The 24795-nt window shown below is 71.9% G+C and carries 17 protein-coding genes; 10 read left to right on the forward strand and 7 right to left on the reverse strand.

All coding sequences use genetic code 11. The annotated features are described in order from the left end of the window. Nucleotides 1-70 precede the first annotated feature (70 nt). A complete protein-coding gene (locus tag OHT77_RS04390; protein ID WP_328826633.1) occupies nucleotides 71-964 on the forward strand; it encodes an MBL fold metallo-hydrolase in 894 nt (297 codons plus the stop codon). Between the two features lie 199 nt (nucleotides 965-1163). Here the strand turns inward: OHT77_RS04390 and OHT77_RS04395 are convergent. Continuing rightward, a protein-coding gene (locus OHT77_RS04395) for an IS5 family transposase (protein ID WP_443048198.1) occupies nucleotides 1164-2023 on the reverse strand; the annotation gives its coding sequence in 2 pieces (ribosomal slippage) (nucleotides 1164-1675 and nucleotides 1675-2023; 861 coding nt in all). A 164-nt stretch (nucleotides 2024-2187) separates the two neighbouring features. Here OHT77_RS04395 and OHT77_RS04400 point away from each other — a divergent pair. The 3 genes from OHT77_RS04400 (at nucleotide 2188) to OHT77_RS04410 (ending at nucleotide 6531) form a co-directional block, all read left to right on the forward strand. Next, nucleotides 2188-4425, forward strand: coding sequence for an MMPL family transporter (locus tag OHT77_RS04400; RefSeq protein WP_328826634.1), 2238 nt, complete (start codon nucleotides 2188-2190; stop codon nucleotides 4423-4425). A gap of 142 nt (nucleotides 4426-4567) precedes the next feature. Next, complete coding sequence (locus OHT77_RS04405; RefSeq protein ID WP_328826635.1) at nucleotides 4568-5878, forward strand: sensor histidine kinase; 1311 nt, start codon at nucleotides 4568-4570, stop codon at nucleotides 5876-5878. Then, nucleotides 5875-6531 (forward strand): response regulator, encoded by a 657-nt coding sequence (locus OHT77_RS04410; RefSeq protein ID WP_266778186.1) that lies wholly within the window; start codon nucleotides 5875-5877, stop codon nucleotides 6529-6531. The genes OHT77_RS04405 and OHT77_RS04410 overlap by 4 nt, the downstream gene beginning before the upstream one ends. A 32-nt stretch (nucleotides 6532-6563) precedes the next feature. Here the strand turns inward: OHT77_RS04410 and OHT77_RS04415 are convergent, their stop codons facing one another. Further along, the gene (locus OHT77_RS04415) at nucleotides 6564-8105 is read right to left on the reverse strand and encodes a hypothetical protein (protein WP_328826636.1); all 1542 of its coding nucleotides are present in this window, start codon (nucleotides 8103-8105) and stop codon (nucleotides 6564-6566) included. Further along, nucleotides 8102-10168, reverse strand: coding sequence for a hypothetical protein (locus OHT77_RS04420; RefSeq protein ID WP_328826637.1), 2067 nt, complete (start codon nucleotides 10166-10168; stop codon nucleotides 8102-8104). Before OHT77_RS04420 ends, OHT77_RS04415 begins: the two co-directional genes overlap by 4 nt. Before the next feature lie 584 nt (nucleotides 10169-10752). Between OHT77_RS04420 and OHT77_RS04425 the strand changes: the two genes are divergently transcribed. After that, complete coding sequence (locus OHT77_RS04425; protein WP_328826638.1) at nucleotides 10753-11547, forward strand: SDR family NAD(P)-dependent oxidoreductase; 795 nt, start codon at nucleotides 10753-10755, stop codon at nucleotides 11545-11547. A gap of 72 nt (nucleotides 11548-11619) precedes the next feature. On the opposite strand, the gene OHT77_RS04430 is transcribed toward OHT77_RS04425, so the two are convergent. Further along, nucleotides 11620-12894, reverse strand: coding sequence for a multidrug effflux MFS transporter (locus OHT77_RS04430; RefSeq protein ID WP_328826639.1), 1275 nt, complete (start codon nucleotides 12892-12894; stop codon nucleotides 11620-11622). Nucleotides 12895-12987: 93 nt separating this feature from the next. Between OHT77_RS04430 and OHT77_RS04435 the strand changes: the two genes are divergently transcribed. Beyond that, nucleotides 12988-13482, forward strand: a complete 495-nt coding sequence (locus OHT77_RS04435; protein WP_266778176.1) for a MarR family winged helix-turn-helix transcriptional regulator — start codon at nucleotides 12988-12990, stop codon at nucleotides 13480-13482. Nucleotides 13483-13534: 52 nt separating this feature from the next. Here the strand turns inward: OHT77_RS04435 and OHT77_RS04440 are convergent, their stop codons facing one another. Next, nucleotides 13535-14716, reverse strand: coding sequence for a cytochrome P450 (locus OHT77_RS04440; protein ID WP_328826640.1), 1182 nt, complete (start codon nucleotides 14714-14716; stop codon nucleotides 13535-13537). 283 nt (nucleotides 14717-14999) lie between these two features. On the opposite strand from OHT77_RS04440, the gene OHT77_RS04445 reads away from it, so the two are divergent. The 3 genes from OHT77_RS04445 to OHT77_RS04455 all read left to right on the forward strand — a co-directional run bounded on the left by OHT77_RS04445 (nucleotide 15000) and on the right by OHT77_RS04455 (nucleotide 20818). Further along, nucleotides 15000-15224: a hypothetical protein gene (locus OHT77_RS04445; RefSeq protein WP_328826641.1), complete on the forward strand. Its 225-nt coding sequence runs from the start codon at nucleotides 15000-15002 to the stop codon at nucleotides 15222-15224. A 241-nt stretch (nucleotides 15225-15465) separates the two neighbouring features. Further along, entirely contained in the window at nucleotides 15466-18009 is a 2544-nt protein-coding gene (locus OHT77_RS04450; protein WP_328826642.1) for a SpoIIE family protein phosphatase, read from the forward strand. 76 nt (nucleotides 18010-18085) lie between these two features. Continuing rightward, entirely contained in the window at nucleotides 18086-20818 is a 2733-nt protein-coding gene (locus OHT77_RS04455; RefSeq protein WP_328826643.1) for a SpoIIE family protein phosphatase, read from the forward strand. Nucleotides 20819-20882: 64 nt separating this feature from the next. On the opposite strand, the gene OHT77_RS04460 is transcribed toward OHT77_RS04455, so the two are convergent. Further along, entirely contained in the window at nucleotides 20883-22370 is a 1488-nt protein-coding gene (locus tag OHT77_RS04460; RefSeq protein ID WP_328826644.1) for an esterase, read from the reverse strand. 135 nt (nucleotides 22371-22505) lie between these two features. Next, on the reverse strand, nucleotides 22506-24341 hold the full coding sequence (locus OHT77_RS04465; RefSeq protein ID WP_328826645.1) for a glycoside hydrolase family 15 protein: 1836 nt from the start codon (nucleotides 24339-24341) through the stop codon (nucleotides 22506-22508). A 187-nt stretch (nucleotides 24342-24528) separates the two neighbouring features. Between OHT77_RS04465 and OHT77_RS04470 the strand changes: the two genes are divergently transcribed. After that, on the forward strand, nucleotides 24529-24735 hold the full coding sequence (locus OHT77_RS04470) for a hypothetical protein (protein ID WP_328826646.1): 207 nt from the start codon (nucleotides 24529-24531) through the stop codon (nucleotides 24733-24735). Nucleotides 24736-24795: the final 60 nt, after the last annotated feature.

Raw genomic sequence — 24795 nt, forward strand, 5'->3', positions numbered from 1 at the left:
TTGGACAGCTCCGGGGGCCCGGCGGTGGAGTGGTGGGCGGACGATATCGCCGTACCGCTGAGGAGTCACCATGGCCGACCCCGTGTCGCACGACCCCGTCGTGCACATCACCGAAGTCCGGGAACTGGACCGCGACGTGGTGGTCGTGCCCGACGGGCGGGTGCAGTTGGTGCCCAACATCGGTGTCATCGGCGGCCGGGACGCGGTGCTCGTCGTGGAGACGGGCCTGGGTCCGCGGAACGCCGAGAGGGTGCTGGAGTTCGCGGCCGAGTACGCCAGGGGCCGCAGGATCTATCTCACGACGACCCACTTCCACCCTGAACACGCCTTCGGGGCGCAGGCGTTCGCGGGCGAGGCGACGTTCCTCGTGAACCGCGCACAGGCCGAGGACCTGAAGGTGAAGGGCGCGGGCTATCTCGACATGTTCCGGGGGCTCGGCGCGCCGGTCGCCCGACAGCTCGAAGGGGTCGTCCTGCCGGAGCCCGACCTCGTCTACGACGTCGCCTACGACCTCGAACTCGGCGGCCGTGTCGTGCAGTTGAGGGCGACGGGCCGGGCGCACAGCAAGGGCGACCAGGTGGTGCGGGTGCCGGACGCGGGCGTGCTGTTCACCGGGGACCTGGTGGAGGCGGGGCAGTTCGCGATCTTCCCGTGGTTCCCGCCGTACGACACCGATGTGTCCGGCACGCGCTGGATCGCGGTGATGGAGCGGCTCGCGGGTGAGGGGGCACGGGTTGTCGTACCGGGCCACGGGGCCGTCGGCGGGCCGGAGTTGCTCGCGGACGTCCGTGACTATCTGCGGCTGCTGCGGGACGAGACGTGGGTGCGGCGCGACTCGGCGATGAGTGAGGAGACGATCGTCGAGGAGGTCAGGGCGCTGATGGTCGAGCGGCATCCGGAGTGGGCCGAACGGGACTGGATCGACAAGGGAGTCGGCTGCCTGTGCGCCGAACACCCGGCGTGAGAAAGGGACTTACACCACGTGGGTCGTGGGGCTCCGCCGGTTCTGTCCACGTTCGATTCGCCTGGTCACCATAACCGGCTCTTGCCCCGGATCGTGTGGGGCGGATCACGGCGTCCACCGCGACGGGTCCCGGCCGACGGGGCGCTCACCTCGACTGGAGGGTGGAGGAGGTCTAGTACCCCGGTACTAGGGTCCGTCTTCAAACGGATCTTGCCCAGAGTAGGAATGACGCGAGATTGACCGCTGCCTCGTAGGAGGTGGCGGTCTTGTCGTATCTGGTGGCGATGCCGCGGAAGCCCTTGAGCTGGTTGAAGCAGCGCTCGACGACGTTGCGCCGACGGTAGAGCTGGCGGTCGAAAGCGGGTGGCCGGCCTCCTCGGTAGCCGCGATTGTGGCGGTGACGCTTCTGGTCGGTCTTTTCCGGGATGGTGCATGCAATTCCGCGTTTGCGCAGGTAGGCGCGGAAACCACGAGAGCTGTAAGCCTTGTCGGCGACGACCTGGTCGGGTCTGCAACGGGGTCGGCCCAGTCCCATACGCGGGACGCGAATGCGTTCCAGGAGGGGACGCGCGCAGGTGCTGTCGTGGCGTTGTCCGGGTGTCAGCAGGACGGCCAGGGGCCTGCCGCGGCCGTCGCAGGCGAGGTGGATTTTGGTGGTCAGTCCGCCTCGGGATCGGCCGAGGGCGTGATCGTCCGGTTCGTCCGGCCGGCTGATCCCCCTTTTCGGCCGGTGGCGGCCGAGTGTTGGTGGGCGCGGACGATGGTGGAGTCGATCTGGACGAGCCAGTCGATGTCGCCGACAGCGTCCGCGTCGGCCTGGATCTGCTGGAGTGCCCGGGTGAACACGCCGTCCAACGCGTAGCGGCGAAAGCGGGTGTAGACCGTCTGCCACGGCCCGTAGCGTTCCGGCAGGTCACGCCAGGAGACCCCGGTCCGGATCTTGTAGACCATCCCGTTGATGACCTGCCGGTCTGGCACGCGCGGTCGTCCCGTCGCGGCACGCGGTATGAGAGGAGCAAGTAACTCCCACTCCAGGTCGGTGAGTTCATGGCGGCGTATCACCCGACCATGATCCACCACTCAATGATCTTTGAAGACGGACCCTAGTCCCGCAGGCCGTTTTCACTTCCCCGGTGCTGCGGTCGGCAGGCAGGGCGCTCCTAGCGTGAAGACGTGGGTCGCGCAGGCCCTCCTCTTTCTATCGAACCTGGTGGGAGTACCCCATGGCCACCTTCCTCTACCGGCTGGGCCGGTTCTCGTTCAGGCGGCGACGGCTCGTCCTGATGCTGTGGATCGCCGTCCTGGCGGTCGTCGGCATCGGTGCCATGAACGTCTCGACGAGCACGTCCGACAGTTTCAGCCTCCCCGGCACACAGTCGCAGAAGGCGATCGACCTGTTGGAGAAGGAGTTCCCGCAGGCATCGGCCTCCGGCGCCACGGCACGCGTGGTGTTCGAGGCGCCCAAGGGGCACACACTGGCGTCCGGCGCCGACCGGACCGAGGTCCAGTCGCTGATCGCCGACCTCAAGAAGGCGCCCCAGGTCGCGAACGTCTCCGACCCGTACCAGAGCGGCCTGATCAGCAAGTCAGGCACCATCACCTACGCCCAGGTCACCTACAAGGTCGCGCAGCCCGACGTCACCGATGCCGCGCGCGACGCGCTGCACTCCGTGGCCGACCGGGGCGAGAAGGCCGGCCTCGCGGTCAGCATGGGCGGCAACGCCGTACAGGAGAAGGCGGGCAGCAGCAGTACCGAGCTGATCGGTCTGCTGATCGCGGCCGTGGCGCTCGTCATCACCTTCGGTTCGCTGCTGGCGGCCGGGCTGCCGCTGCTGACGGCGATCTTCGGGGTCGGCACGGCGGTCGCCGCCATCACGCTCGCCAGCTCGGTCTTCAACCTCAGCTCGGCCGCCTCGACACTGGCATTGATGCTGGGCCTCGCGGTGGCCATCGACTACGCCCTGTTCATCGTCTCCCGGTACCGCAGCGAGATCCGGGAGGGCCACGAACCGGAGGAGGCCGCGGGCCGTGCGCTGGGCACCGCGGGTTCCGCGGTGGTGTTCGCCGGTCTCACCGTCGTGATCGCCCTGGCCGGTCTGAGCATCATCGGCATCAGCATGCTGACCACCATGGGCCTCGGCGCCGCCTTCGCGGTCGTCGTCGCCGTACTGATCGCGCTGACGCTGCTGCCCGCGGTGCTGGGCTTCGCCGGGATGCGCATCATGGGCGACCGGTTCACCAGCCGCCGTATGCGCGCCCTGCAGGCGGGCGGCAGGGGGGAGACGACGGGCGTGCGCTGGGCCCGGTTCGTGACCCGCAACCCGCTGAAGATGCTGATCGTCTCCGTCGTCGGACTCGGTGTCCTCGCCATCCCCGCCCTGTCGATGCGCCTGTCCCTGCCCGACGACAGCACGTCCTCGCCCGGCACCAGCGAGCGCATCGCCTACGACACGATCACCAAGGGGTTCGGCGACGGCTACAACGGTCCGCTGACCGTGGTCATCGACGGCCAGGGCAGCAGCGACGCCAGGACGGCCGCGCAGGACGCGGTCGCCCAGCTCGGCAAGATGTCCGACGTCGCCGCCGTACGCCCCGCGGTGTTCAACCAGAGCGGCGACGTGGCCCTCATCTCCGTCGTGCCGAAGAGCTCGCCCACCAGCGCGGCCACCGTCGACCTGGTCTCCGAGATCCGCGACCGGGGCCCCGCCCTGAAGGACGACACCGGCGCCGAACTGATGGTCACCGGCACCACCGCGCTGAACATCGACGCCTCCAACAAGCTCAGCGGCGCCCTGATCCCCTACCTGGGCGTGGTCATCGGCCTGGCCCTGATCCTGCTGCTCCTCGTCTTCCGCTCGATCCTGGTCCCGCTCAAGGCGGCCCTCGGCTTCCTGCTCAGCGTGCTCGCCACGCTCGGTGTGGTGGTCGCGGTGTTCCAGTGGGGCTGGCTGGCGGACCTGTTCGGCGTCGACCAGACCTCACCGATCGTGAGCGTCCTGCCGATCTTCATGATCGGCGTGGTGTTCGGACTCGCCATGGACTACGAGGTGTTCCTGGTGACCCGGATGCGGGAGGAGTACGTCCACGGGGCCGAGCCCACGGAGGCCGTGATCGCGGGCTTCCGGCACAGCGCCCGGGTGGTCACGGCCGCCGCGGTCATCATGATCTCGGTGTTCGCCGGGTTCCTGCTGGACGACGTGGCGCTGATCAAGTCGATCGGCCTGGGTCTCGCCGCCGCCGTCCTCTTCGACGCCTTCGTGGTCCGGATGACGCTCGTGCCCGCGATCATGACCCTGCTCGGCCGGCGCGCCTGGGCGCTGCCCGGCTGGCTCGACCGCGCGCTGCCCAACGTCGACGTCGAGGGCGAACGGCTCCGCCACCTGCTGGCCGAGACCCCGGACGACGGCTCCACCGGCCCGGACAAGGCGCCCGTGTCGTCCGGCGCCACCGGCCGGAGCTGAGGCGGCGGCCGTACGATCCAGTCCAGGTCGCCCAGCACGGACGTACGGCTGCCGCCCCTGTCGACCACACCGTCCCCGCCCGCCGGTCCCCTTCCCCCCGGGACCGGCGGGCGGCCCGCCTGCACCATGGAGGGTGTATCCCGTGACCGCACCGCCGACGGAACGGACCGTCAAGCCCCAGATCCTGATCGGAGAGACCCGGCTGGGCGACTCCGAGTACCGGTCCGTCGTCCGGCTGCTCACCTGGCTGGGGCGGGTGCGGGCCGCGGACGTGGCGCATCCGCGGGCCCGGCGGTGGGGTGTGCCCGCGCTGTACGCCCTCGGCGGTGTTCCGGCGCTGGTCCGCGCGGCCCAGGACTCGGGCCCGCACTTCCTGCTGGTGCTGGCCATCACGGCGGGGTACACCGTGCCGCTGCTGTGGCGCAGACAGCGGCCCGTGCTGGTCTTCGCCTTCCTGGTCGTCCTCTCCGAGATGTCCCTGTTCCTCGGCGTGGACTCGGGGTCGAGCGCGACCCAGCTGGTGGCACTGCTCAACCTGGGACGCTTCGGCGCTCCCGGGCAGCTGGCCGTCGGCGTGGTCTACAACCTCCTGCAGACCTTCGTGTCGATCGTCTTCTTCAACGGCCTGAAGGGGTCGAGCCAGGCCGGTACTCCGGTGCTGGCGTTCCTGGCCGTGGTCGCCATCCTGTCGATGGCCGCGCTGGGGCTGGCCGGAAAGCTGGTGAACGCCTACATCGAGGCCCTCCAGGAGCACGCCGTACGGCTGGAGAGGGAGCGCGACCAGCGGGCGCAGCTGGCCGCGGCGACCGAACGCGCCCGTGTGGCACGGGAGATGCACGACATCCTCGGCCACACCCTCGCCGTGATCGTCGGTCTCGCGGGCGGCGCGGCCGGACTCGCCGAGGCCAAACCGAAGCGCGGAGCCGACACCTTGCGGATCATCGCCGAGAGCGGGCGGGGTGCCCTGGCCGAACTGCGCCGCCTGCTCGCCGTCATCCACGACGACGACCCCGACGACACCCCCCTAGCACCCCAGCCCGGACTGACCGACCTGAACGCCCTGATGGAGCGGGTCCGGGCCGCCGGCCCCGCCGTCACCCTGCGCCTCGAGGGCGAACTCACCGGTCTCCCCCAGGGACTTCAGCTCGCCGTCTACCGCATCGTGCAGGAAGCCCTCACCAACACCCTCAAGCACGCGGCACCGGACACGACGGTCGAGGTCAGCGTGACGGCCGCCCCGGAGGCGGTCGTCGTCACCGTCGAGGACACCGGCCCGCACCGCGCGACCGCCGCCGGCGAACAGGGCAAGGGCCTGGTCGGCATGCGCGAACGGGCCGCGCTCTACGGCGGCCAGGTCGTCGCGGGCCCCAACTCCCGTGGCGGCTGGACCGTCCGCGCCCTCCTGGTCCCCTTCCCCACCGCCCCCGACCTCACGGAGAAGCACCCGGCATGACCACCGTCCTCATCGTCGACGACCAGGCCCTGCAACGCCTCGGCTTCAGCATGCTCCTGGAGCAGTACCCCGATCTGAGCACCGTCGGCGAGGCCACGCACGGCGGCGAGGCCGTCCGGCTCGCGGCCGAACTCCGGCCCGACGTCGTCCTGATGGACGTCCGCATGCCCGGCATGGACGGCATCGAGGCCACCCGTCGCATCGTGCAGTCCGGCGGCCGCTCACGCGTCCTGGTGCTGACCACGTTCGACCTCGACGAGTACGCGTACGCCGCATTGCGCGCCGGGGCCAGCGGCTTCCTCCTCAAGGACGCGCTGCCCGAGGAACTCGTCGCGGGCATCCGCGCGGTGGCCGCGGGGGACGCGGTCATCTCCCCCGGCCTGACCCGCAAGTTGATCGACGCGTTCGCCGACCGGATGCCCGGCCGCACCCCCGAACAGGACCGCCGCCTCGACGCCCTCACCGAACGGGAGCGCGAGGTCCTCACCGTCATGGCGGCGGGCTGGAGCAACACCGAGATCGCCGAACGCCTCAGCCTGGCCGAGTCCACCGTCAAGTCCCACGTCAGCCGCATCCTCGCCAAGATCGGCGCACGGGACCGGGTCCAGGCGGTGATCTTCGCGTACGACGCCGGGCTGGTACGGCCGGCTTGAGGCGACCGCGGGTTGCTCTCAGGCCGGTGTGGTCAGGATGTCGGTGTGCGTGGTGCCGTGCAACTCCCCTTCAGGGGCTGGCCGGTCGGCCAGGAAAGGGTGACGAAGCGGTCCGTGTGGGTCGTGGGGTCGAGGCGTACGACGGCCACCGCCTTGTCGTAGGGGTTGCCCTGGTTGTCGAGGCAGATCCAGCCGCTGGCGCCCTCGACGCGGCCGATGCCGTGCAGGTGCAGCCAGGCGTCGCGGACCGCGTCGGTGGAGGGGACGGCGTGGCCCTGGACGGCCTCGTCGCGGATGCCCTGGATGGCGGTCTGGGCCGAGTCGTAGGTGATGATGGCGCGGGAGTCGTTCAGGTCCACCGGGCCTACGGGGCCCGTCAGTTGAGGGTTCGTCAGCTTCTTCAGCGTACTGAAGTCCGCCGGTGAGCCGCCCGTCGCCGGGGCGTGCGGGCCGGTCCAGGCGTCCGGGTGCGAGGAGGCGGTGAACTCCAGCGTGACGCCGTGGCGCAGGGTGTCCCACTCCAACTGGTCGTCCAGAGGCAGGGCGTTGGCGGCCGGGCCCGTGATCACGGTGTAGGAGCGGGCGTGGCAGCCGCGGTGGCCGAGTTCGTTGAGGAACTGGCGCAGTTGGACCGGCCGGCCCGCGAAGTAGATCTCCTTGGCCGGGGATTCGCAGATGTTGGCGACGATCTGCCGGAAGTCGTTCGAGGTCGTGCCCGCCACGCCGATGTCCTGCGGGGACCGGTACTGCTCGGGGGCCAGCGGCGCTCCCGCGGTCCGTGCCTCGAACACCTTCCGGAGGCTGGTGATGTAGTTGTCGTCGTCCCGCGCGTCCTCCACCAGCACCGTCTCCCGTGCCCCGACACCCCGGTCGGCGTGGGCGAGGGCGGCGGCCTGGTCGGTGTTGCTGGGGTTGACCCGCACCAACCCCTCGTAGGCGTGCGGGTGTTGAGGTGTGTTGGCGATGTCGTCGGCGGTGAGCGCGCCGCCGACGACGGGGATCTTCCGCTCGTTCGTCAGATACCTGATGGTCCGCTCGGTGGTGGGGATGCTGATGTCGAAGCCGAAAACGGCGCGCAGCCGGTGCGTGGGCGAGGCCGCCATGTCCGCGAGCTGGTCGGCCACGCTGCGCCAATGGCCGCCTCCCACACCGGGGTTGGCCAGCACCAGGCGGATCGCGGGTGCCCGGCGGTTGTCCTGGTGGTTGGCGCGGTACTGGGCGAAGTAGGCGCCCTGCACCTCCCACAGGGCATGCTTGCGGTCGACCGCGCCGGTCTGTTCCGCGAAGTCCATCGGGATCATCAGCGCGATGGTGGCGTACGGGTCGCCGGACCTGGCCACCCTGTTGTTCTCTGCCTTGACGCGGGCGGACACCTGGTCCAGGGCGGGGTCGAAGCTCACGCTGCCGTCGGTGACGCCGACGCACTCGCGCCCGGACGACTCCTCGTGCACGCCGGCGCCGCAGGAGTCGTCGTCGTAGGCACGGCAGCCGTAGAAGCCGCCGAGGGACACGACGAGGAGGAACGCCACGAACAGGGCCTTGCGGGTCAGGCGGCCCGGCCTGCGGAACGTCATCGCGCGCCTCCTTCCGGCACGGTCAGGTGCGGGGCCTGGACACCCTCGCGCAGTCGTGCGGACCAGTGCCGGCGGGCCTGCCGGAAGGCGTCGGTGGGCTCGTTCTCGTACAACGTGCGCAACGCGGACTCCACTTGGTCGATGCGGTCGGAGCAGGGCGCGTTCAGCGGGTCCGACTGCTCCCACAGGGCTTCCAGCAGCCGGGCCACGGCCCGGTGCACGACCTCGTCCCGCGCGGCCGACGCGCCCTGACCGCAGCCGCCGCACGGCCCGTCGACGGGTACGGCCTCGAACTCGGCGGGCGGATGCGGGGCGGCGCAGACGATGTTCACGGCCGCCAGCCACGCGGCCGGTGTGCTGTGGGCGAGCCAGTGGTGCAGGGAGCGGACGACCTCGCCGGTGAGCCCCAGGGCGAGGGTGTGGTGCAGATACGCGGCCGGGACCGAGCCCGCCCCGCCGTCCGGCGCGTAGCCGCTCCGCAGGTGCTGATGGATCACGCGCCAGCCTTCGGGTGCGGTCCGCGTCCGCAGACGGTGGAGGAGCAGGAGCCGCAGGGCCGGGTCGGTGACGAAGGGCACGGAACCGTCGGTGCCGGGCCACGACACGGGTGCCCGGCAGACGCCCTCCAGCACTTCGAGCGCCTTCTCCACCCGCCCGTCCAGGGGGTCCTCGGGGTACAGCCCGCTCCACAGCCGACGCGCGGCGGCGACGTCCAACGCCGAGGCCAGCAACGCCAGTCGGGAACGCTGAGCGGACTCGGGCAGCAGCACGGCCAGCAGTCTGTCCACCGTGGAACCGCCGCCGTCCGCCCCGACGGCGTCGAGCAGCGGAGCCCCCGGGTACGCGTCGGGCACACAGTCGAGGGCTACGGCGTCCGCCGCCCCGGCGAGGGTCCGGGAGCTGCCCGCCCGGCAGCCGGCGAACCGGTCGATCAGCAACGGCAGATACGGCGGCCGGTCCGCGTCTCCGAGGAGGCGGTCGATGTCTCCGCGTTCGAGCTCGGGCAGGCCCAACCGCACTACGCCGTCGGTCGGTTGCCCGAGGGCGGCCGACGGGTCGGCGACCTGCCGTAGCGCGCGATGGGCCCGCGCGTCACCCAACCGGGCGGCCACCACGACCGGGCCCATGACGCCCTTGGCGGTGCCCTCGCGCCGCAACGGTCCGAGGAGGCGGGCGCCGAGGGGTGCGTGGGTGTTGTCGAGGAGGATCAGGGGCGGGGGGACGTCGTTCCCTCGGCGCAAGGGGCCGTAGTGGTGCGTGATGTCCGCGAGGAAGGCGGCGATCAGGCTCGCTTCCAGGGGGAGTCGGTCGCCGCCCGGGCGGCGGAAGTCCCGGACGAATCCGAAGAGTTTCTGTACGGCGTCGCCCTGCTCGTGCCTCAGGTGGTCGTCCCACCAGCGCAGTGCGCCGCGGTTCACCTGGGACGGCAGCAGGCGGGGCGCGGCGGTCCTGAGTGCGGCCCGGCCCGCGCCCTCCAGCGGTCCGAGTCCGGTCGCCCCGGCGGGAAGGTCTCGTTCGAGGGCCTGGATCCACTCGGCGAGCCGTGCCCGGCGCTCACCCTGGTCGTCGCCGTTCCGGCTGATGACATCGCGGAGGCGTTGCTCCGCGCGGCGCAGGTCCTGCGGCGACACCGTGGTGGCGGCGGCGGACGTCTCGTCCGCGCGCCAGGCCGTCACCACCAGCAGCCCCAGGGACAGCCGGGGAAACCGCAGGCGCTGCATGGTCCTGCGGACGCGCAGGCCGAGCTTGTACGACAGCAGGTAGAGCAGGTCGGTGAGGTGCGAGCCGTCAGGGCGGGCGTCCGGCAGACCGGCGAGGAACGGGTCCCCGAACCCCGGCACGGCGAGGTCCGCGCGGACCAGCGGGACGAGGGGGGCGTAGTCGGCGGACAGGGCGGCCAGCAGGCTGGTCCTGCCGCTGCACCGGCCGCCGACGAGTTCGATGACGGAGGTGCCCCCGGGGGTTGCCACCCGGGGGCGTCGGCCGCCCTTCCGGTCGAGGCCGACGAGGCCGGGCACCAACTCGTCGAACAACGGGTCCATCCCGTAGAGCCGTTCGCCCACTGTTCCCTCGCCCCCCTCGCGCCGGTGCCGTGCGGCCTCGGCGCCGGGGGACTGAAGTTAGGGGCAGAGCAGGGGAAAAATCCGCGTCATCCCCGATATGACGGCTTCTGCGCTTCTTCCACGATCGAAGCGGCGGATGGCAGCGGTTTCCCGACCGTTCCCGACACCCGTCGTGCTGACGCGCCGTACATGCCCATGCCCGCCACGGGATCCGGAACAGGCGATCCAGGGCGGGCTGGTCATGGCTGCGCGTGCTGCGCGAAAGGTACGGGTCAGCCGCGGCGCAGCATCATGACGACGGCGACGATGACGATGATGAGGACGACGGTACCGAGACCGATGTACACGGCTATCTCTTTTCCTTCGGGAAGCGGCGCCCATCGGTGCCGCAGAGACCGAGTGCCCCCGACTTCGCGTTTCAGCCCGCTCCGGCACCAGGATTGGAAAAAGTCCCGGGATCTCGTCCTGACGCGGGTACTCGTCCGAGCCGGCCGGAGTGGCGGGCCGATGGCCCTGCCGCCAGGCTGACAGGGGACGTAACCGCACGTAGGACAGGGATACGCGACAAGGGGACTGGTTCCACCATGCAGATCGATCTGACGGGACGCACCGCCCTGGTGACGGGCTCGACGCAGGGCATCGGCGCGGCCATCGCCGCCGGACTCGCCCGCTCCGGTGCCCGGGTGGGCGTGAACGGCCGGGACGAGCAGCGGGTCGCGGAGGCCGTGGAGCGGCTGAAGGCGGAGGTGCCGGGCGCGGACCTCGTGCCCGTGGCCGCCGACGTGGCGAACGAGGAGGGCGCGCGGCGCGCCCTGGAGGCGCTGCCGCAGGTGGACATCCTCGTCAACAACCTCGGCATCTTCGGCTCGGCCGACCCGCTGGAGATCAGCGACGACGAGTGGCGGCGCTACTTCGAGGTGAACGTACTGGCCGCGATCCGGCTGACCCGGACGTACCTGCCGGGCATGACCGAGCGCGGCTGGGGCCGCATCCAGTACATCGCCAGCGACTCGGCGGTCGTCATCCCGGCCGAGATGATCCATTACGGCATGTCCAAGACCGCGCTCCTCGCCGTCGGCCGCGGCTTCGCCAAGGAGGCGGCGGGCACCGGCGTGACGGTCAACTCGGTGATCGCCGGGCCCACCCACACCGGCGGTGTCGAGGACTTCGTCTACGAACTCGTCGACCGGGACCTGCCCTGGGAGGAGGCCCAGCGCGAGTTCATGCGCGAGCACCGGCCGCAGTCCCTGCTGCAACGGCTGATCGAGCCCGACGAGATCGCCCACATGGTCGTCTACCTCAGCTCCGACCAGGCCTCGGCCACGACGGGCGGCGCCCTGCGCGTCGACGGGGGTTACATCGACTCGATCCTGCCCTGACGGGGCGCGGGCCCGGCTCCGACTCCCGGCGAGCGACAGGCGGTTCGCCGGGCCCGCCCCAGGTCGTCTCCCCTACTCCTCCGTCGGCTCCCCTCGCCCCTCCCAGGGCCTGGCAAGCGCCACCAGCGCGCCGCCCGCCGCCGCCACGGCGATCAGCATGATCACCGCCATCGGGAGCGAGCTGTCCTCCCCGAACACCCCCACCAGCGGCGCCGCGAGCGCGCCGAACAGGAACTGCAGCCCGCCGAGGAGGGCGGAGGCGGCGCCGGGGGCGTTGCGGCCGAGGGCCTGGCCGATGCTCAGGGTCGACGGGAAGACCATGCCGATGCCACCGGCCGTGACGAACAGGGTGATCCAGGTCCCGGCGAGGGTCTCCCCCACGGTCAGCACCAGCAGCACCTGTGCCAGCGCACCGACCCCGGCGACGACGACCGCGCCCGTGAGAAGTGTGTTCAGTCGTACCCGCCCGGCGAGTCGGGAGAAGGCCGCGCCCGCGATCAGCATCGCGACGGCGTTGCTGGCGAAGATGAGGGAGTACGTCGTGGCCGACACGCCGTGCAGGTTCTCGAAGACGAAGCTGGAGCCGCTGATGTAGGCGAACAGCGCCGCCGAGATGAACGCCAGGACCAGGACGTACCCCATGAACGTCCGGCGCCCCAGCAACTCCCCCATGGCGCGGAAGGTCTGCGTGATCCCGCCCGCGTGCCGTCGCTCCGGCGGCAGGGACTCCGGGACCTTGCGGAGCACGCCGAGCACCAACAGGCCGCCCATGACGGTGAGTACGACGAACACCGCGCGCCAGGTCGACACGGCGAGGACCGCCCCGCCGAGCACCGGTGCGGCGACCGGCGCGACGCCCATGATCTGGGAGAGGACCGCGAAGTACCGCGGCAGGTCGGCCCCTTGGAAGCGGTCGGTCAGGACGGCGCGGGCCAGCACCATGCCCGCCGCGCCCGACACGCCCTGGAGGAACCGGGCACCGGTGAGCACTCCGATATCGGGGGCTACGGCACAGGCGACGGAGAAGACCGTGAAGGCGGCCGTGCCGGAGAGCAGCAGACCACGGCGTCCGAGACTGTCGCTGAGCGGCCCGATCACCAGCTGGCCTACGACAAGTCCCGCCAGGAACGCGGTCATTGTCAGCTGGACCGCCGAACTGCTCGCCCCGAGCGCGTGCCCCATCGCGGGGAAACCGGGGACGTACATGTCGGTCGCGAGCGGGGCGACGGCGGTCAGTGCGGCGAGGACGGCGACCAGGGCGACGGCCGCGCGCCGCGCGGGGTCGGTGGACTCGGCCGGGGCGGAGTCGCTCGCGGCGGTGGGTCGGGAGGGGGACGGCGATACCATGACCGTAACGGTAACCGATGGTTCACCGGTTAACAATGACGGACGAGTGACGGCCGGCGAAGGCCCGAGCCAGGAAGTGAGAAGACGAGCCACATGTCCCCCTCCCCCGCGGACGTCCGCGCCCAGTGGACCGAGCACAACCCCGGCCTCGACACCTCCCCCATGGAGCTGATCGGCCTGCTCAAGCACGCCACCGGTCTCCTGAACCGCGCGGTGGAACCCCTCTACGCGGGCGCCGAGCTGACCGCCCCCGAGGTCGACATGCTGATCCCGCTGCGGCACGCCACCGAGCCGGTGATCGCCCGCCGTCTCGCCGAATGGCTCGGCCTGTCCCGGGCGGGCGTCAGCAAGGCCCTGGGCAAGCTGGAACGGCGCGGCTTCATCGCCCGCACCCCGAACCCGGCCGACCGGCGCGCCGCCCTGGTGACCATCACCCCGGCCGGCGCGAAGGCCGTGGACGACCTGTTCCCGCGCCAACTCTCCGCCGAGGTACAGCTGCTGGCGGGACTGGGCGAGGACCGGGAGCGGGTGCTGAGCGCGTTGGGGCGGCTGGTGGAGGTCATGGAGCGTCAAGTGGGGCGCGAGTGAAGGGTTTCTGACGGCACGTCACTGACGGGACATCCGCGACGGGACATCCGTCTCAGGCTGTGGCGTCCCACAGGACGTGCAGGGTCGGCGGCTTGCGGAACACCAGGCCGTGCGGGGCGGTCGGACGGTCCGGGTCGAGGCGCAGGGCCGGGAGGCGTTCGAGGAGGTACCGGAGGGCGATCCGGGTCTCCAGGCGGGCCAGGTGCGCGGCGAGGCAGTAGTGCGGGCCGTGGGCGAAGGCGAGTTGGAGGCGGGCGTTCTCGCGGCGGACGTCGAAGCGGTCGGGGTCGGGGAAGACGGCCGGGTCGCGGTTGGCGCCGGTGAGGGAGACGGTGACCAGGTCGCCCTCGCGGATCGTGGCGTCGCCGAGGACGGTGTCGCGGGTGGCGTAGCGGTCCACGACGGCGGCGCCGGGTTCGAGGCGCAGCGACTCCTCGATCGCACCGTCCAGCAGGTTCATGTCGGCCTGGACGAGGGCGAGTTGGCCGGGGTGGCGCAGGAGGTGCAGCAGCGCGTTGGTGATCATCGCCTCGGTGGTCTCGATGCCGCCGAACATCAACACGGCGGCGTTGGAGGCCACTTCGGGCACGGTGAGCTGTCCGGCGGCCGAGACGAGGAGCGAGGCCGCGGTCCGGTCGGCGACGGTGGCCTCGACGGAGGCGCGGAGTTCGGCGTAGGCCCAGGTGCCGGCGGCTCCGGCCTCGTGTCCCGCGGTGATGTCCGAGACCGACCGTACGATCGCGTCGTACCAGGTGAGGACCGTGTCCGGGGTGGTGCCGGTGAGGCCGAGCGCCTCGGTGACGACGGCGACCGCGAGCGGGCCCGCGAAGGCGCGGCGCAGTTCGCCCGCGCCGGCCGGGCGCAGCGCGCTGACGAGGCGGTCGGTCTCGCACTCGATGAACGAGGCGAAGCCGTCGTGCACTTCGCGGGGGCGGAAGGGGGCGGTGAAGGGTTCGCGGTGGCGGGCGTGCCGTTCTCCGTCGAGGGACAGCATGCTCGGGCCGACGACCTGGGCGGTGGAGAAGCGCGGGTCGTCCACGGTGTAGGTGACCGCGTCCCGCATCACCCCCAGCGCGAGGTCGCGCCGGGTGACCAGCCAGCCGTTCAACTCGGGCAGCCAGGACACCGGTTCGCTCTCCCGGAGCCGCGCCAGCCGCGCGTGCGGGTCCTGGGCGAGTTCGGCGAGCGTCGTCCCCGCGCCGAGCGGGAAGGAGGCGGCGGCGACGGTACTCATCGCGCTCCATGTCGGGGCAGGGGGAACTTGGTCATGAGCGAGGCTAACAATCGCGGTGGCGGCGGGGTCCCCGGGGTCGATGTCGGGGCCGGGCCGGGCCGGCGCCGATGTCCGGCGGTCCGGGGGGATCGGTGAGGGCAACAGATCGAATTCGCCCCGCGAGAGGCGTAGTTTGCGCCATCCTGAACGGCACGGGGCGGGGACCGACCATTGACGCGGGTCGGCCTCAACTCCCCTGTTCCGCCTGCCCACTCCACGCGTCGTTCCGAAAGGGCACCGCCCCATGGCCACACCCCAGTCCGCCGGGAGGCCGCCCGCCGTGCACGGGCGCACCGGCCGGACGACGCACGACCGCTCCACGGCGACCGGCGATTCCGGCCCCGTCGGACCGCGGACGACCGGCCACGGGCACACCGACCGCGCGGGGGCCGACGGCCTCCCCTGCGGGACCACCTTCGGCGGGCCCGGTCACCGCTCCGGTACCGGTCCGCACGCCTTCGTCGCCTGACCCACCAGAAGCCCCCGGCACCCGCGCCGAGGGGCCTCCGTCAGGAGCCGGCGACACCGCACCGCACCCCGCACCCGACATCGACCTTTGAGTCACTCTTGATCACTTCATCAGACACCGGCGGCCCGGCGATACCCGTGCCTCACCGGTCCGTCGCGTCCGCCCAGGTGACCCCGGCCGCGTCCTGGCGCATTCTTGCTGTGTCACCCACCCGGTGCCACAGGGACGAGGTAGGGCCCCAATGACTGGGAGTGCCGAGCGCGAGAAGGGGACGCCCGGACGGCTCGCCGAGCTGCTCATCGACGCCTCGACGGAGGCGATCGACGCGGCCGGCGGCCACTCGGGAGGCGTCTACCTGCGGTCGAACACGCCCGGCCTGCTGCGTCTCGCCGTGCTGGCGGGACTGCCCGGGCCGCTGTTCCGCCCCTGGGGCCGGCTGCACGCCGACAGCAAGTTCCCCGTCGCCGACGCCTACCGCCTCGGCGTCCACGTGGTCCTGCCGAACGCCACGGAGTGCATGCGCCGCTACCCCCAGTTCGCCGCGAGCCTGCCCTTCCAGTTCGGGTCCCTGTACGTGCCCGTCATCAGCGGCTCCACGACGTACGGCGTGCTGACCGTGCTGCGCCCCTCCGCCCCGGACGCCACCGAGGTGCTGTCCGGCCTGGACCGGATGACCCGGCTGGCCGAGGAGCTGGGCGCGGCGCTGCGGGAGCTGGAGGACGAGCACAAGGACGAGGACGGGCTGCACGTCGCCTGGGACGGCGAGGCCGTGTGCGTGCAGGCGACGGCCACGTACCGCCCCGAGGGCCGGATGGCGCGGTTCGTCTGGGATCCGGTGACGGCGGCCGTGACCGGGGACGGTGCCCTGCACGCACTCCTGGGCGTGGAGCCCGCGACGGCTCTGGACAGCGCGCAGGCGATCGCGGACGTCGTGGCGCCGGGCGACACCTACCAGGTCATGGCCGCGCTGCGGGCCACGGCCGCCGGGAAGCCGCCTCCGCTGCCCCTGCGGGTGCGGGCGGCGGACGGCTCGATCCGGCTGCTGGACCTGTGGACACCCGCCACCGGCCCGGTCCCGCCCGGCGGCGGCCCGCCGGTCAGCGGTGTCGTCGTCGACCCGGGCGCCGCGTCGACGTACGACAGCGCGGCCGATCTGCTCCCGGACGGGGTGTTCTGCCTGGACCGGATGGGCCTGGTCACCTACGCCAATCCGCGCGCCGCCCAGCTGCTGGGCCGGGACCGGCAGGAGCTGCTGGGCCGCCCGCTGTGGGAGGGCGTGCCCTGGCTGAACCAGATCGGCTGCGAGGACCAGCTGCGCGGCGCCCTGCTGTCGCTGGAGCCTGTGCACTTCCACGTCCGGCGCCCGGACGACCCGGAGCAGCGGCAGGAGCCGTACGAGGGCGACTGGCTGGCGATGGCCGTCCATCCCGGCCGGGACGGGCTGACCTGCACGGTCGCCCCGTCGAACCGTGTGACGGGGCCGCCGCTGCCGCTGCTGCCCGCGCACACCGACGGGAACGGCGCGGCGGCGGCCGGTGTCACCTCGCTTGCCCCGCTGTACCGGCCGATCGTGCTCGCCATCGCGCTGACGGAGGCGGTCACCGCCCGGCAGGTGTCGGCGGTCGTGATGAAGGAGCTGCTGCCCGCGTTCGGCGGCCGCCGTCTCGCGATCTACCTGCTCCAGGACCGGCACCTGTACCTGGCCTGGGAGAACGGCTTCCCGCAGGGTTTCCTCACCCCCTTCGACGGCGTCGGTCTCGACACGAGACTCCCCGGTGTCGAGACCCTCACCAGCGGACGCCCGCTCTTCTTCGACTCCATGCAGCAGCTCGCGGAGGCCTACCCGGGCATCCCCCTGGACGCCGAGGAGGGCGCCCGCGCGTTCCTGCCGCTGATCGCGTCCGGCCGTCCGGTCGGCTCCTGCATCCTCGGCTTCGACCGCTCCCGCAGCTTCAGCACCGAGGAACGCGCGGTGCTCACCGCCCTCGCGGGCCTGATCGCCCACGCGATGGAGAAGGCCCAGCGCTACGACTCGGAGGCCGCCCTCGCCCGCGGCCTCCAGCAGGCCCTCCTCCCCCGCCGGCTCTCCGCCCACCCGCAGGTTGAGACGGCCGGGCGCTATCTGCCGGGCACCCAGGGCATGGAGGTCGGCGGCGACTGGTACGACGTCGTCGAGGCGGGCGACGGTCTCGCCCTGGTCATCGGCGATGTCCAGGGGCACGGCGTGCAGGCCGCCGCCACGATGGGCCAACTCCGCAGTGCGGTCAGGGCGTTCGCGCTCGGGGACCGGCCGCCGGACGAGGTGATGAGCGGCACGAACCATCTCCTGATCGACCTCGACCCCGGCCAGTTCGCGAGCTGCTGCTATCTCCGGCTCGACCCGGCGAGCGGCCTGGTCCGGGTCGCCCGCGCCGGGCATCCGCCGCCGCTGATCCGTACCCCGGACGGCCGCACCCGGGTCTGGGACATCCCCGGAGGCGTGGTCCTCGGGGTGGACCCGCACGCCCAGTACCCGGTCGCGGAGCTCCAGCTGGAGCCGGACTCCATCCTCGCGCTCTACACCGACGGGCTCGTCGAGCGCCCCGGTGTCGACATCGACGACGGCATCGCCGCCCTGCGGGTCGCCCTCGCGAAAGCGGCCGGGCCCGCCGCGCGGACGGGCGGACGGTCCCTGGCCGGTGTCGCCGACCGGCTCACCACGGCGGCCCGGCACGCGGCCGACCGCCCCGACGACATCGCGCTGCTGCTCGCCGCCCGGCGCACCAAGCCCGGACGGCACCCGTGACCCGCGGCAGGCCACGCCCTGTCACCGCCTGTGACGCCCCTCGCCTCCTGAGGTCGGGCAGTGTAGACATGGGCACATGGTCCGCCTGACGGGTCGGAGAAGGGCCCGGCCGACCCCCCGCCCCGACGGTCTGCGTGCACAGCGCCCGTACGACCGTGCCCGTCGGGCGCGCGGACACCGGCGCGCCCCGCTGGGCGGGAAGCTGGGCGGCCGCAGCGTCGCCGGGCAGGTGTTCATGCTGCAGGTGGTGATCGTGCTGCTGCTGGTCGTGTCGGCCGTGGTGGCGCAGGTCCTCCAGGTGCGGCGCGACAGCACGCAGGAGGCCCGCAACCGGTCGGTGGCCGTCGCGGAGACCTTCGCCAACGCGCCGGGCACGGTCGCCGCCCTGCGCAGTCCCAACCCGACGGCGATCCTCCAGCCGCGCGCCGAGGCCGCCCGCAAGGCGTCCAAGGTGGACTTCATCGTCGTACTGAACACCGACGGCATCCGCTACACCCATCCCAAGCCGGACCGCATCGGCAAGAAGTTCGTCGGGGACATCGCCCCAGCGCTGGCCGGGCACGTCGTCACCGAGGAACTCACCGGCACCATCGGACCGCTGGTGCAGGCCGTCGTTCCCGTCCGGGGCGCCGGCGGCAAGGTCGTGGGCCTGGTCTCGGCCGGGGTGACGAAGGCGAACGTCGGCGGCGCCGCCGACCAGCAGCTGCCGCTCCTGCTGACCGCGGCGGCAGCGGCACTCCTCCTCGCCACCGGCGGCACGGCCCTGGTCAGCAGACGCCTGCAGCACCAGACGCACGGCCTGGGCCCGCACGAGATGACCCGGATGTACGAGCACCACGACGCGGTCCTGCACGCCGTGCGGGAGGGCGTGATCATCGTCAGCGGCGAGGGCCGGCTGCTGCTCGCCAACGACGAGGCGCGCCAGCTCCTCGACCTGCCCGAGAACGCCGAAGGACTCCTGGTCCTCGACCTCGGACTCGACGCCGACATGACCGCCCTGCTGGCCTCCGCTCGGGTCGCGACGGACGAGGTGCACCGGGTCGGCGACCGGCTGCTCGCCGTCAACCAGCGCCCCACCGACCTCAAGGGCGGCCCGCCCGGCAGCGTCACCACCCTGCGCGACTCCACCGAACTCCGCGCCCTCTCCGGCCGCGCCGAGGTCGCCCGCGAACGCCTCAACATGCTCTACGACGCCGGAGTGGGCATCGGCACCAGCCTGGACGTCACCCGCACCGCCGAGGAACTCGCCGAACTGGCCGTCCCCCGCTTCGCGGACTTCGTCACGGTCGACCTCTACGACGCGGTCCTGAGCGGCGAGGAACCGCAGCCCGGCACCGAGCTGCGCCGCACGGCCTCCAGCGGGGTCCGCGACGACGTCCCGCTCTACCCCGTCGGCAAGCAGATCCAGTTCATCGCGTCCTCCCCGCAGGCCCGCAGCCTCGACACCGGCGAGGCCGTCGTCGAACCCCGGCTCAGCGACGCCCCCGGCTGGCTCACCCAGGACCCCGAGCGCACCGCGCAGGTCGTCGAGTACGGCATCCACTCGCTGATCACCGTGCCGCTGCGGGCCGGTGCCCTCATCCTCGGCGTGGTCAACTTCTGGCGCGCCGACAAGCCGGACCCCTTCGACAGCGATGAACTCGCCCTCGCCGAGGAGCTGGTGGCCCGCGCGGCCGTCTCCATCGACAACTCCCGCCGCTACACCCGCGAACACGGCATGGCGGTCACCCTCCAGCGCAGCCTGCTCCCCCGCCGGCTGCCCGAACAGACCGCGCTGGACGTCGCCTACCGCTATCTGCCGGCGAAGGCCGGGGTCGGCGGCGACTGGTTCGACGTCCTGCCCCTGTCCGGCGCGCGGGTCGCCCTGGTCGTCGGCGATGTGGTGGGCCACGGTCTGCACGCGGCGGCCACCATGGGACGGCTGCGCACGGCGGTCCACAACTTCTCCGCGCTCGACCTTCCCCCGGACGAACTCCTCGGCCTGCTGGACGAGTTGGTCGGCCGCATCGACCAGGACGAGACGACCGAGGACAGTGTCGCCCCGGTCACCGGCGCGACCTGCCTGTACGCGATCTACGACCCGGTGACCCTGCGCTGCACCGTCGCCCGCGCCGGACATCCGCCGCCCGCGCTCATCCGGCCGGACGGCACCGTCGACTTCCCCGACGTCCCGGCGGGACCCCCACTCGGTCTCGGCGGACTCCCTTTCGAGACGGCCGAGTTGGAGCTCGCCGAGGGCACCCGGCTGGTCCTGTACACGGACGGCCTGGTCGAGGACCGCGAGCGGGACATCGACGTCGGCCTGGAGATGCTGCGCAGCGCGCTCACCCACTCCGGCGACTCCCCCGAGGACACCTGCCGGGCCGTCCTCGACTCGGAGTTGTCGGTGCGGCCGAGCGACGACATCGCCCTGATCGTCGCCCGCACCCGCGCGCTCGGCGCCGACCGCATCGCCGAATGGCGCGTCCCGTCCGACCCGGCGGCCGTCTCCGACATGCGTTCCTCGGTCACCCGCCAGCTCACCCACTGGGGCCTGGACGAGCTGACGTTCACCACCGAACTCATCCTCAGCGAACTGGTCACCAACGCCATCCGCTACGGCAACGACCCCGTCCGCGTACGTCTGTTGCGCGACCGCACCCTGATCTGCGAGGTCTACGACGGCAGTACGACCTCGCCGCACCTGCGGTACGCGGCGATGACGGACGAGGGCGGCCGGGGCCTGTTCCTGGTGGCCCAGCTGTCCGAGCGCTGGGGCACCCGGTACACCCCGGCGGGCAAGGTCATCTGGGCCGAACAGGCGCTGTGACCAACCCGGTTCATGGGAAACGCCCGTACCGGCCACCGAGCCGGTACGGGCGCCGCCCCACCCCCTACTCGTCGATGGCGGCCCCGAAGCGCGCCCCCTTCGGCGCACCGCCGAGGTCCGCCGCGCCGTAGAGCGAAGAGCCATCGGCGAGCAGGCCGTTGGGGCCGGCCGGGAGCAGCCACACATAGCCGTCACCGGAGTTCTCGCCCGGCGCGGAGGCGACCAGTTCGGAGCGGCCGTCCGCGTCCGTGTCGGCCAGCCGGACCTGGGAGCCCCAGGCGTCGTCGGCCTCGGCGGTGCCGGGGATGCCGGCGGTGTTCTGGTCGAAGGACTGGGCGCCGGTCGCGGTCACGCCGTCGCGTGAGCCGCGCAGCAGCCATACGGCGCCCGCGTCCTGGACGGTGCCGATGTCCTCGCCGGGCGCGCCGACGGCGATGTCCGCGTAGCCGTCGCCGTTGACGTCACCGACGGAGAGGTCGTTGCCCCAGGCGTCGCCGTGCTCCGACGTTCCGGGAACGCCGGGGGAGTTCTGCGACCACCAGTCCGCGGGACCGGTGGTGCCCTCGGAACTGCCGTAGTACACGGCGATCTTGCCGCCGTCGTCCCCCTCGGCCTTGTCGTCGGCGCTGCTGAGCTGGCCGACCACCAGGTCGTCGTAGCCGTCGTGGTTGATGTCGCCGGACGCGGTGCCGAGGCCGCCGTTCAGGTCCTGACGGTACGTCAACTCCGTCTCGCCGCCCGCGTAGAGGGCCGACCAGCCCTGCTGGTAGTCGTCGTCGGGGCTGTAGCCCGAGATGACCAGGTCGGCGAAGCCGTTGCGGTCGTAGTCGCCGGTGGTGAGGTAGGCGGGCTGGATGCGGTGGCCGCCCGGCTGGGTGGTCGTGTTCAGGGTGCCCATCAGGTGCAGGATGTCGGTGTGGAAGGCGAAGATCTGGGCGCCGTCGTTGTCGAGGACGGCCATCTCGTCGGCGTCGGTGGCTCCGGTGAAGCGGGCCGCCGCCAGGGCCTGTCCGAAGCGGGCGTCCGCGGTGGGCTTGGTGGAGGCGAAGGAGGTGTTCGCCTCGGCGCCCAGGCCGGCCTTGGAGCCGTAGAGGACGGTGACGCGGCCGGCGTTCTCGGCGCTGCCCTCGTCCTTGCCCGGGGCGCCGATGAGGGCGTCGTCGTAGCCGTCGCCGTTGACGTCACCGGTGGCGATGGCCTGGCCGAAGGAGTCGTAGGCCACCGAGTTGCCGGGGACGCCGGGTGTGGACTGGCTGATGACGGCGGTGTGGCCCTTGGGGACCGTGGTGTTGGTGGCGATGCCGTTCGGGGCGCCGTACTGGACGGTGACGTAGCCGGCGCCCTGCTTGCCGTCGACGGTGCCGTCCGGGGCGCCGATGAGGACGTCGTCGTAGCCGTCACCGTTGAAGTCGCTGTTGCGGTCGACGGCGCTGGTGCCGCCGGGGACGCCCGCGTAGCTGGCCGGTGCGGCGACGATGCCGGCGCCGGCCAGGAGCAGGAAGGTCGCGGACGCGACGGCGGCGGAGACCTTCTTGCGCGAAACGTTCTTCATGGTGTGTTCCCCCGTGGGTCATAGGTGGTGCGGTCAGGGGGTTCGACACGGGTCACAGCCAGGGAGTTGTGGTGCCCCGGTGTGCTGTGACACCTCGGTGACACTTGTTGCGGGACCCGGACGGGCACGGACCGGTCAGCCCAGGGCGCGGTCCAGGTTGAACGCGGCGCTGATCAGGGCGAGATGGGTGAACGCCTGCGGGAAATTGCCCTGTTGCTCGCCGGTGCGGCCGATCTCCTCGGCGTACAGGCCGAGATGGTTGGCGTAGGTGAGCATCTTCTCGAAGGCGAGGCGGGCCTCGTCGACGCGGCCGGCCCGGACCATGGCCTCGACGTACCAGAACGAGCAGATGGAGAACGTGCCCTCGTCGCCGCGCAGGCCGTCGGGGCTGGCCTGCGGGTTGTAGCGGTAGACGAGGGAGTCGGAGACCAGTTCCTCGGTCAACGCGTCCAGTGTGGAGAGCCACTTGGGGTCGGTGGGGGCGATGAACTTCGCCAGCGGCATCATCAGCAGGGCGGCGTCGAGGACGTCGCTGCCCTCGTACTGGACGAAGGCCTGCCGCTTGACCGACCACCCGCGGTCCATGATCCGGCGGTAGATGGTGTCGCGGCACTTGAGCCAGTGCGGGAGGTCGGCGGGCAGGCCGCGGCGGTTGGCGAGGCGGATCCCGCGCTCGATCGCGACCCAGCACATCAGGCGTGAGTAGAGGAAGTTCTTGCGGCCGCCGCGGGTCTCCCAGACGCCCTCGTCGGGCTGGTCCCAGTTCTCGCAGACCCAGTCGACGAGGGCGCACACGTCGTCCCACTGGGCGCTGGAGATGGGCTGGGCCCACTTGTCGTAGAGGTAGATGGAGTCGATCAGGGCGCCGTAGATGTCGAGTTGGAGCTGGTCGGCCGCCGCGTTGCCGACGCGGACCGGGGCGGATTTCTGGTGGCCTTCCAGGTGCGGGAGCTCTCGTTCGGTGAGTTCGGTGCGGCCGTCGATGCCGTACATGATCTGGAGCGGGCCCGACGGGTTGCCGTCGCCGGGGCTGATGTAGCGGGTCACGAACTTCATGAACGCCTCGGCCTCCCCGGTGAAGCCCAGGCGGAGCAGGGCGTAGACGCAGAAGGCGGCGTCGCGGATCCACACGTAGCGGTAGTCCCAGTTGCGCTCGCCGCCGAGCTGTTCGGGAAGGCTGGTGGTGGGGGCGGCGACGATCGCGCCCGTCGGGGCGTACGTGAGCAGTTTGAGGGTGAGGGCGGAGCGGTGGACCATCTCGCGCCAGCGGCCCCGGTAGCGGGACTGGGAGACCCAGCGCCGCCAGTAGGCGACCGTCGCGGCGAACTCGTCCTCGGCCTCCTGGCGGGCGCAGGGGCGGGAGGTGACCTCGCCGTCGACCTGGTCGAGGGCGAACACCTCGGACTCGCCCTCGTCGAGCTTGAAGTCGGCCCACACGTCGACGTCGTCGCACTCCAGGGGGACGGTCGCGGTCAGCGCGAGGGACTTGTCGGCGGACTCGAAGAGCGCGACGTCGCCGACCATGCGCGCGGTGTGCGGGCTGGCGCCGTAGTCGAACCTCGGGGCGACCCGCGTCCGGAACGGCACCGAGCCGCGTACGCACACCACACGCCGGATCAGCCGGTGCCGGGCGGACTCGTCCGTCTCCCCCGTCACCGGCATGAAGTCCTGGACCTCGCCGACCCCTTCCTCGGTGAAGAACCGGGTGATCAGGACGTTGGTGTCGGGGAAGTAGAACTGCTTGGTGCGGGCCGGGACGGAGGCCGCGAGCTCGAAGGAGCCCCCGCGCTCGGCGTCCAGGATCGCGGCGAAGACGCTGGGGGCGTCGAAGGACGGGCAGCAGTACCAGTCGATCGTGCCGTTCGTCCCCACCAGCGCCACGCTCCGCAGATCACCGATGAGTCCGTGCTCGGCGATGGGCAGATATCCGGGTCCGGTGGGGGTGTCCTGCTCGGGCGGGGTCTCGACCATCGCGGCAGCCTCCCTGGTTCGGGCCCGCGCGGGCCGGTTCCAGCTTAGGTTCAGGTTCTCGATCGGCCACTCTTCCGGATGCGTACTGGGATCGGGCGGGGAATCGTGGGAGTGGGACCCACGGCACTCGTACGATGCCGGTGAGCCGGCCGGTCCTGTGCGGGGCCGGTCCTGAGGAGGAGGCCCCATGTCGATGTCAGAGTCGGACGCGTCCGTCCCGCCCGAGGATCGCGCCACCCCGGACGACCTGCTGCACACCCGTACCGGGACGGAGGTCGCGCCGGAGGACGTGGTGCTGGCGGCCGGGCGGGACGTGACGCCGGAGAATCTGGAGTGGGCGCGGCGGAAGATCGCGGCGGAGGGGGCGGCCGCGCTGGACAAACTGCTGCCTTAGACGTCTTGTCGGCACCTGGTTACCCGTTCACCCTTTCGGAGACGGCACCCCGGCTGACAG

The sequence above is a fragment of the Streptomyces sp. NBC_00252 genome (assembly GCF_036187565.1).
Taxonomy (GTDB): Bacteria; Actinomycetota; Actinomycetes; order Streptomycetales; family Streptomycetaceae; genus Streptomyces.

What these genes read in the sequence shown, in the direction of transcription:
- OHT77_RS04390 (WP_328826633.1), top strand. Translation starts at nt 71, where the DNA reads ATGGCCGACCCCGTGTCGCACGACCCCGTCGTGCACATCACCGAAGTC.
- OHT77_RS04400 (WP_328826634.1), top strand. Translation starts at nt 2,188, where the DNA reads ATGGCCACCTTCCTCTACCGGCTGGGCCGGTTCTCGTTCAGGCGGCGA.
- OHT77_RS04410 (WP_266778186.1), top strand. Translation starts at nt 5,875, where the DNA reads ATGACCACCGTCCTCATCGTCGACGACCAGGCCCTGCAACGCCTCGGC.
- OHT77_RS04415 (WP_328826636.1), bottom strand. Translation starts at nt 8,105, where the DNA reads ATGACGTTCCGCAGGCCGGGCCGCCTGACCCGCAAGGCCCTGTTCGTG.
- OHT77_RS04425 (WP_328826638.1), top strand. Translation starts at nt 10,753, where the DNA reads ATGCAGATCGATCTGACGGGACGCACCGCCCTGGTGACGGGCTCGACG.
- OHT77_RS04430 (WP_328826639.1), bottom strand. Translation starts at nt 12,894, where the DNA reads ATGGTATCGCCGTCCCCCTCCCGACCCACCGCCGCGAGCGACTCCGCC.
- OHT77_RS04435 (WP_266778176.1), top strand. Translation starts at nt 12,988, where the DNA reads ATGTCCCCCTCCCCCGCGGACGTCCGCGCCCAGTGGACCGAGCACAAC.
- OHT77_RS04440 (WP_328826640.1), bottom strand. Translation starts at nt 14,716, where the DNA reads ATGAGTACCGTCGCCGCCGCCTCCTTCCCGCTCGGCGCGGGGACGACG.
- OHT77_RS04445 (WP_328826641.1), top strand. Translation starts at nt 15,000, where the DNA reads ATGGCCACACCCCAGTCCGCCGGGAGGCCGCCCGCCGTGCACGGGCGC.
- OHT77_RS04450 (WP_328826642.1), top strand. Translation starts at nt 15,466, where the DNA reads ATGACTGGGAGTGCCGAGCGCGAGAAGGGGACGCCCGGACGGCTCGCC.
- OHT77_RS04455 (WP_328826643.1), top strand. Translation starts at nt 18,086, where the DNA reads ATGGTCCGCCTGACGGGTCGGAGAAGGGCCCGGCCGACCCCCCGCCCC.
- OHT77_RS04460 (WP_328826644.1), bottom strand. Translation starts at nt 22,370, where the DNA reads ATGAAGAACGTTTCGCGCAAGAAGGTCTCCGCCGCCGTCGCGTCCGCG.
- OHT77_RS04465 (WP_328826645.1), bottom strand. Translation starts at nt 24,341, where the DNA reads ATGGTCGAGACCCCGCCCGAGCAGGACACCCCCACCGGACCCGGATAT.
- OHT77_RS04470 (WP_328826646.1), top strand. Translation starts at nt 24,529, where the DNA reads ATGTCGATGTCAGAGTCGGACGCGTCCGTCCCGCCCGAGGATCGCGCC.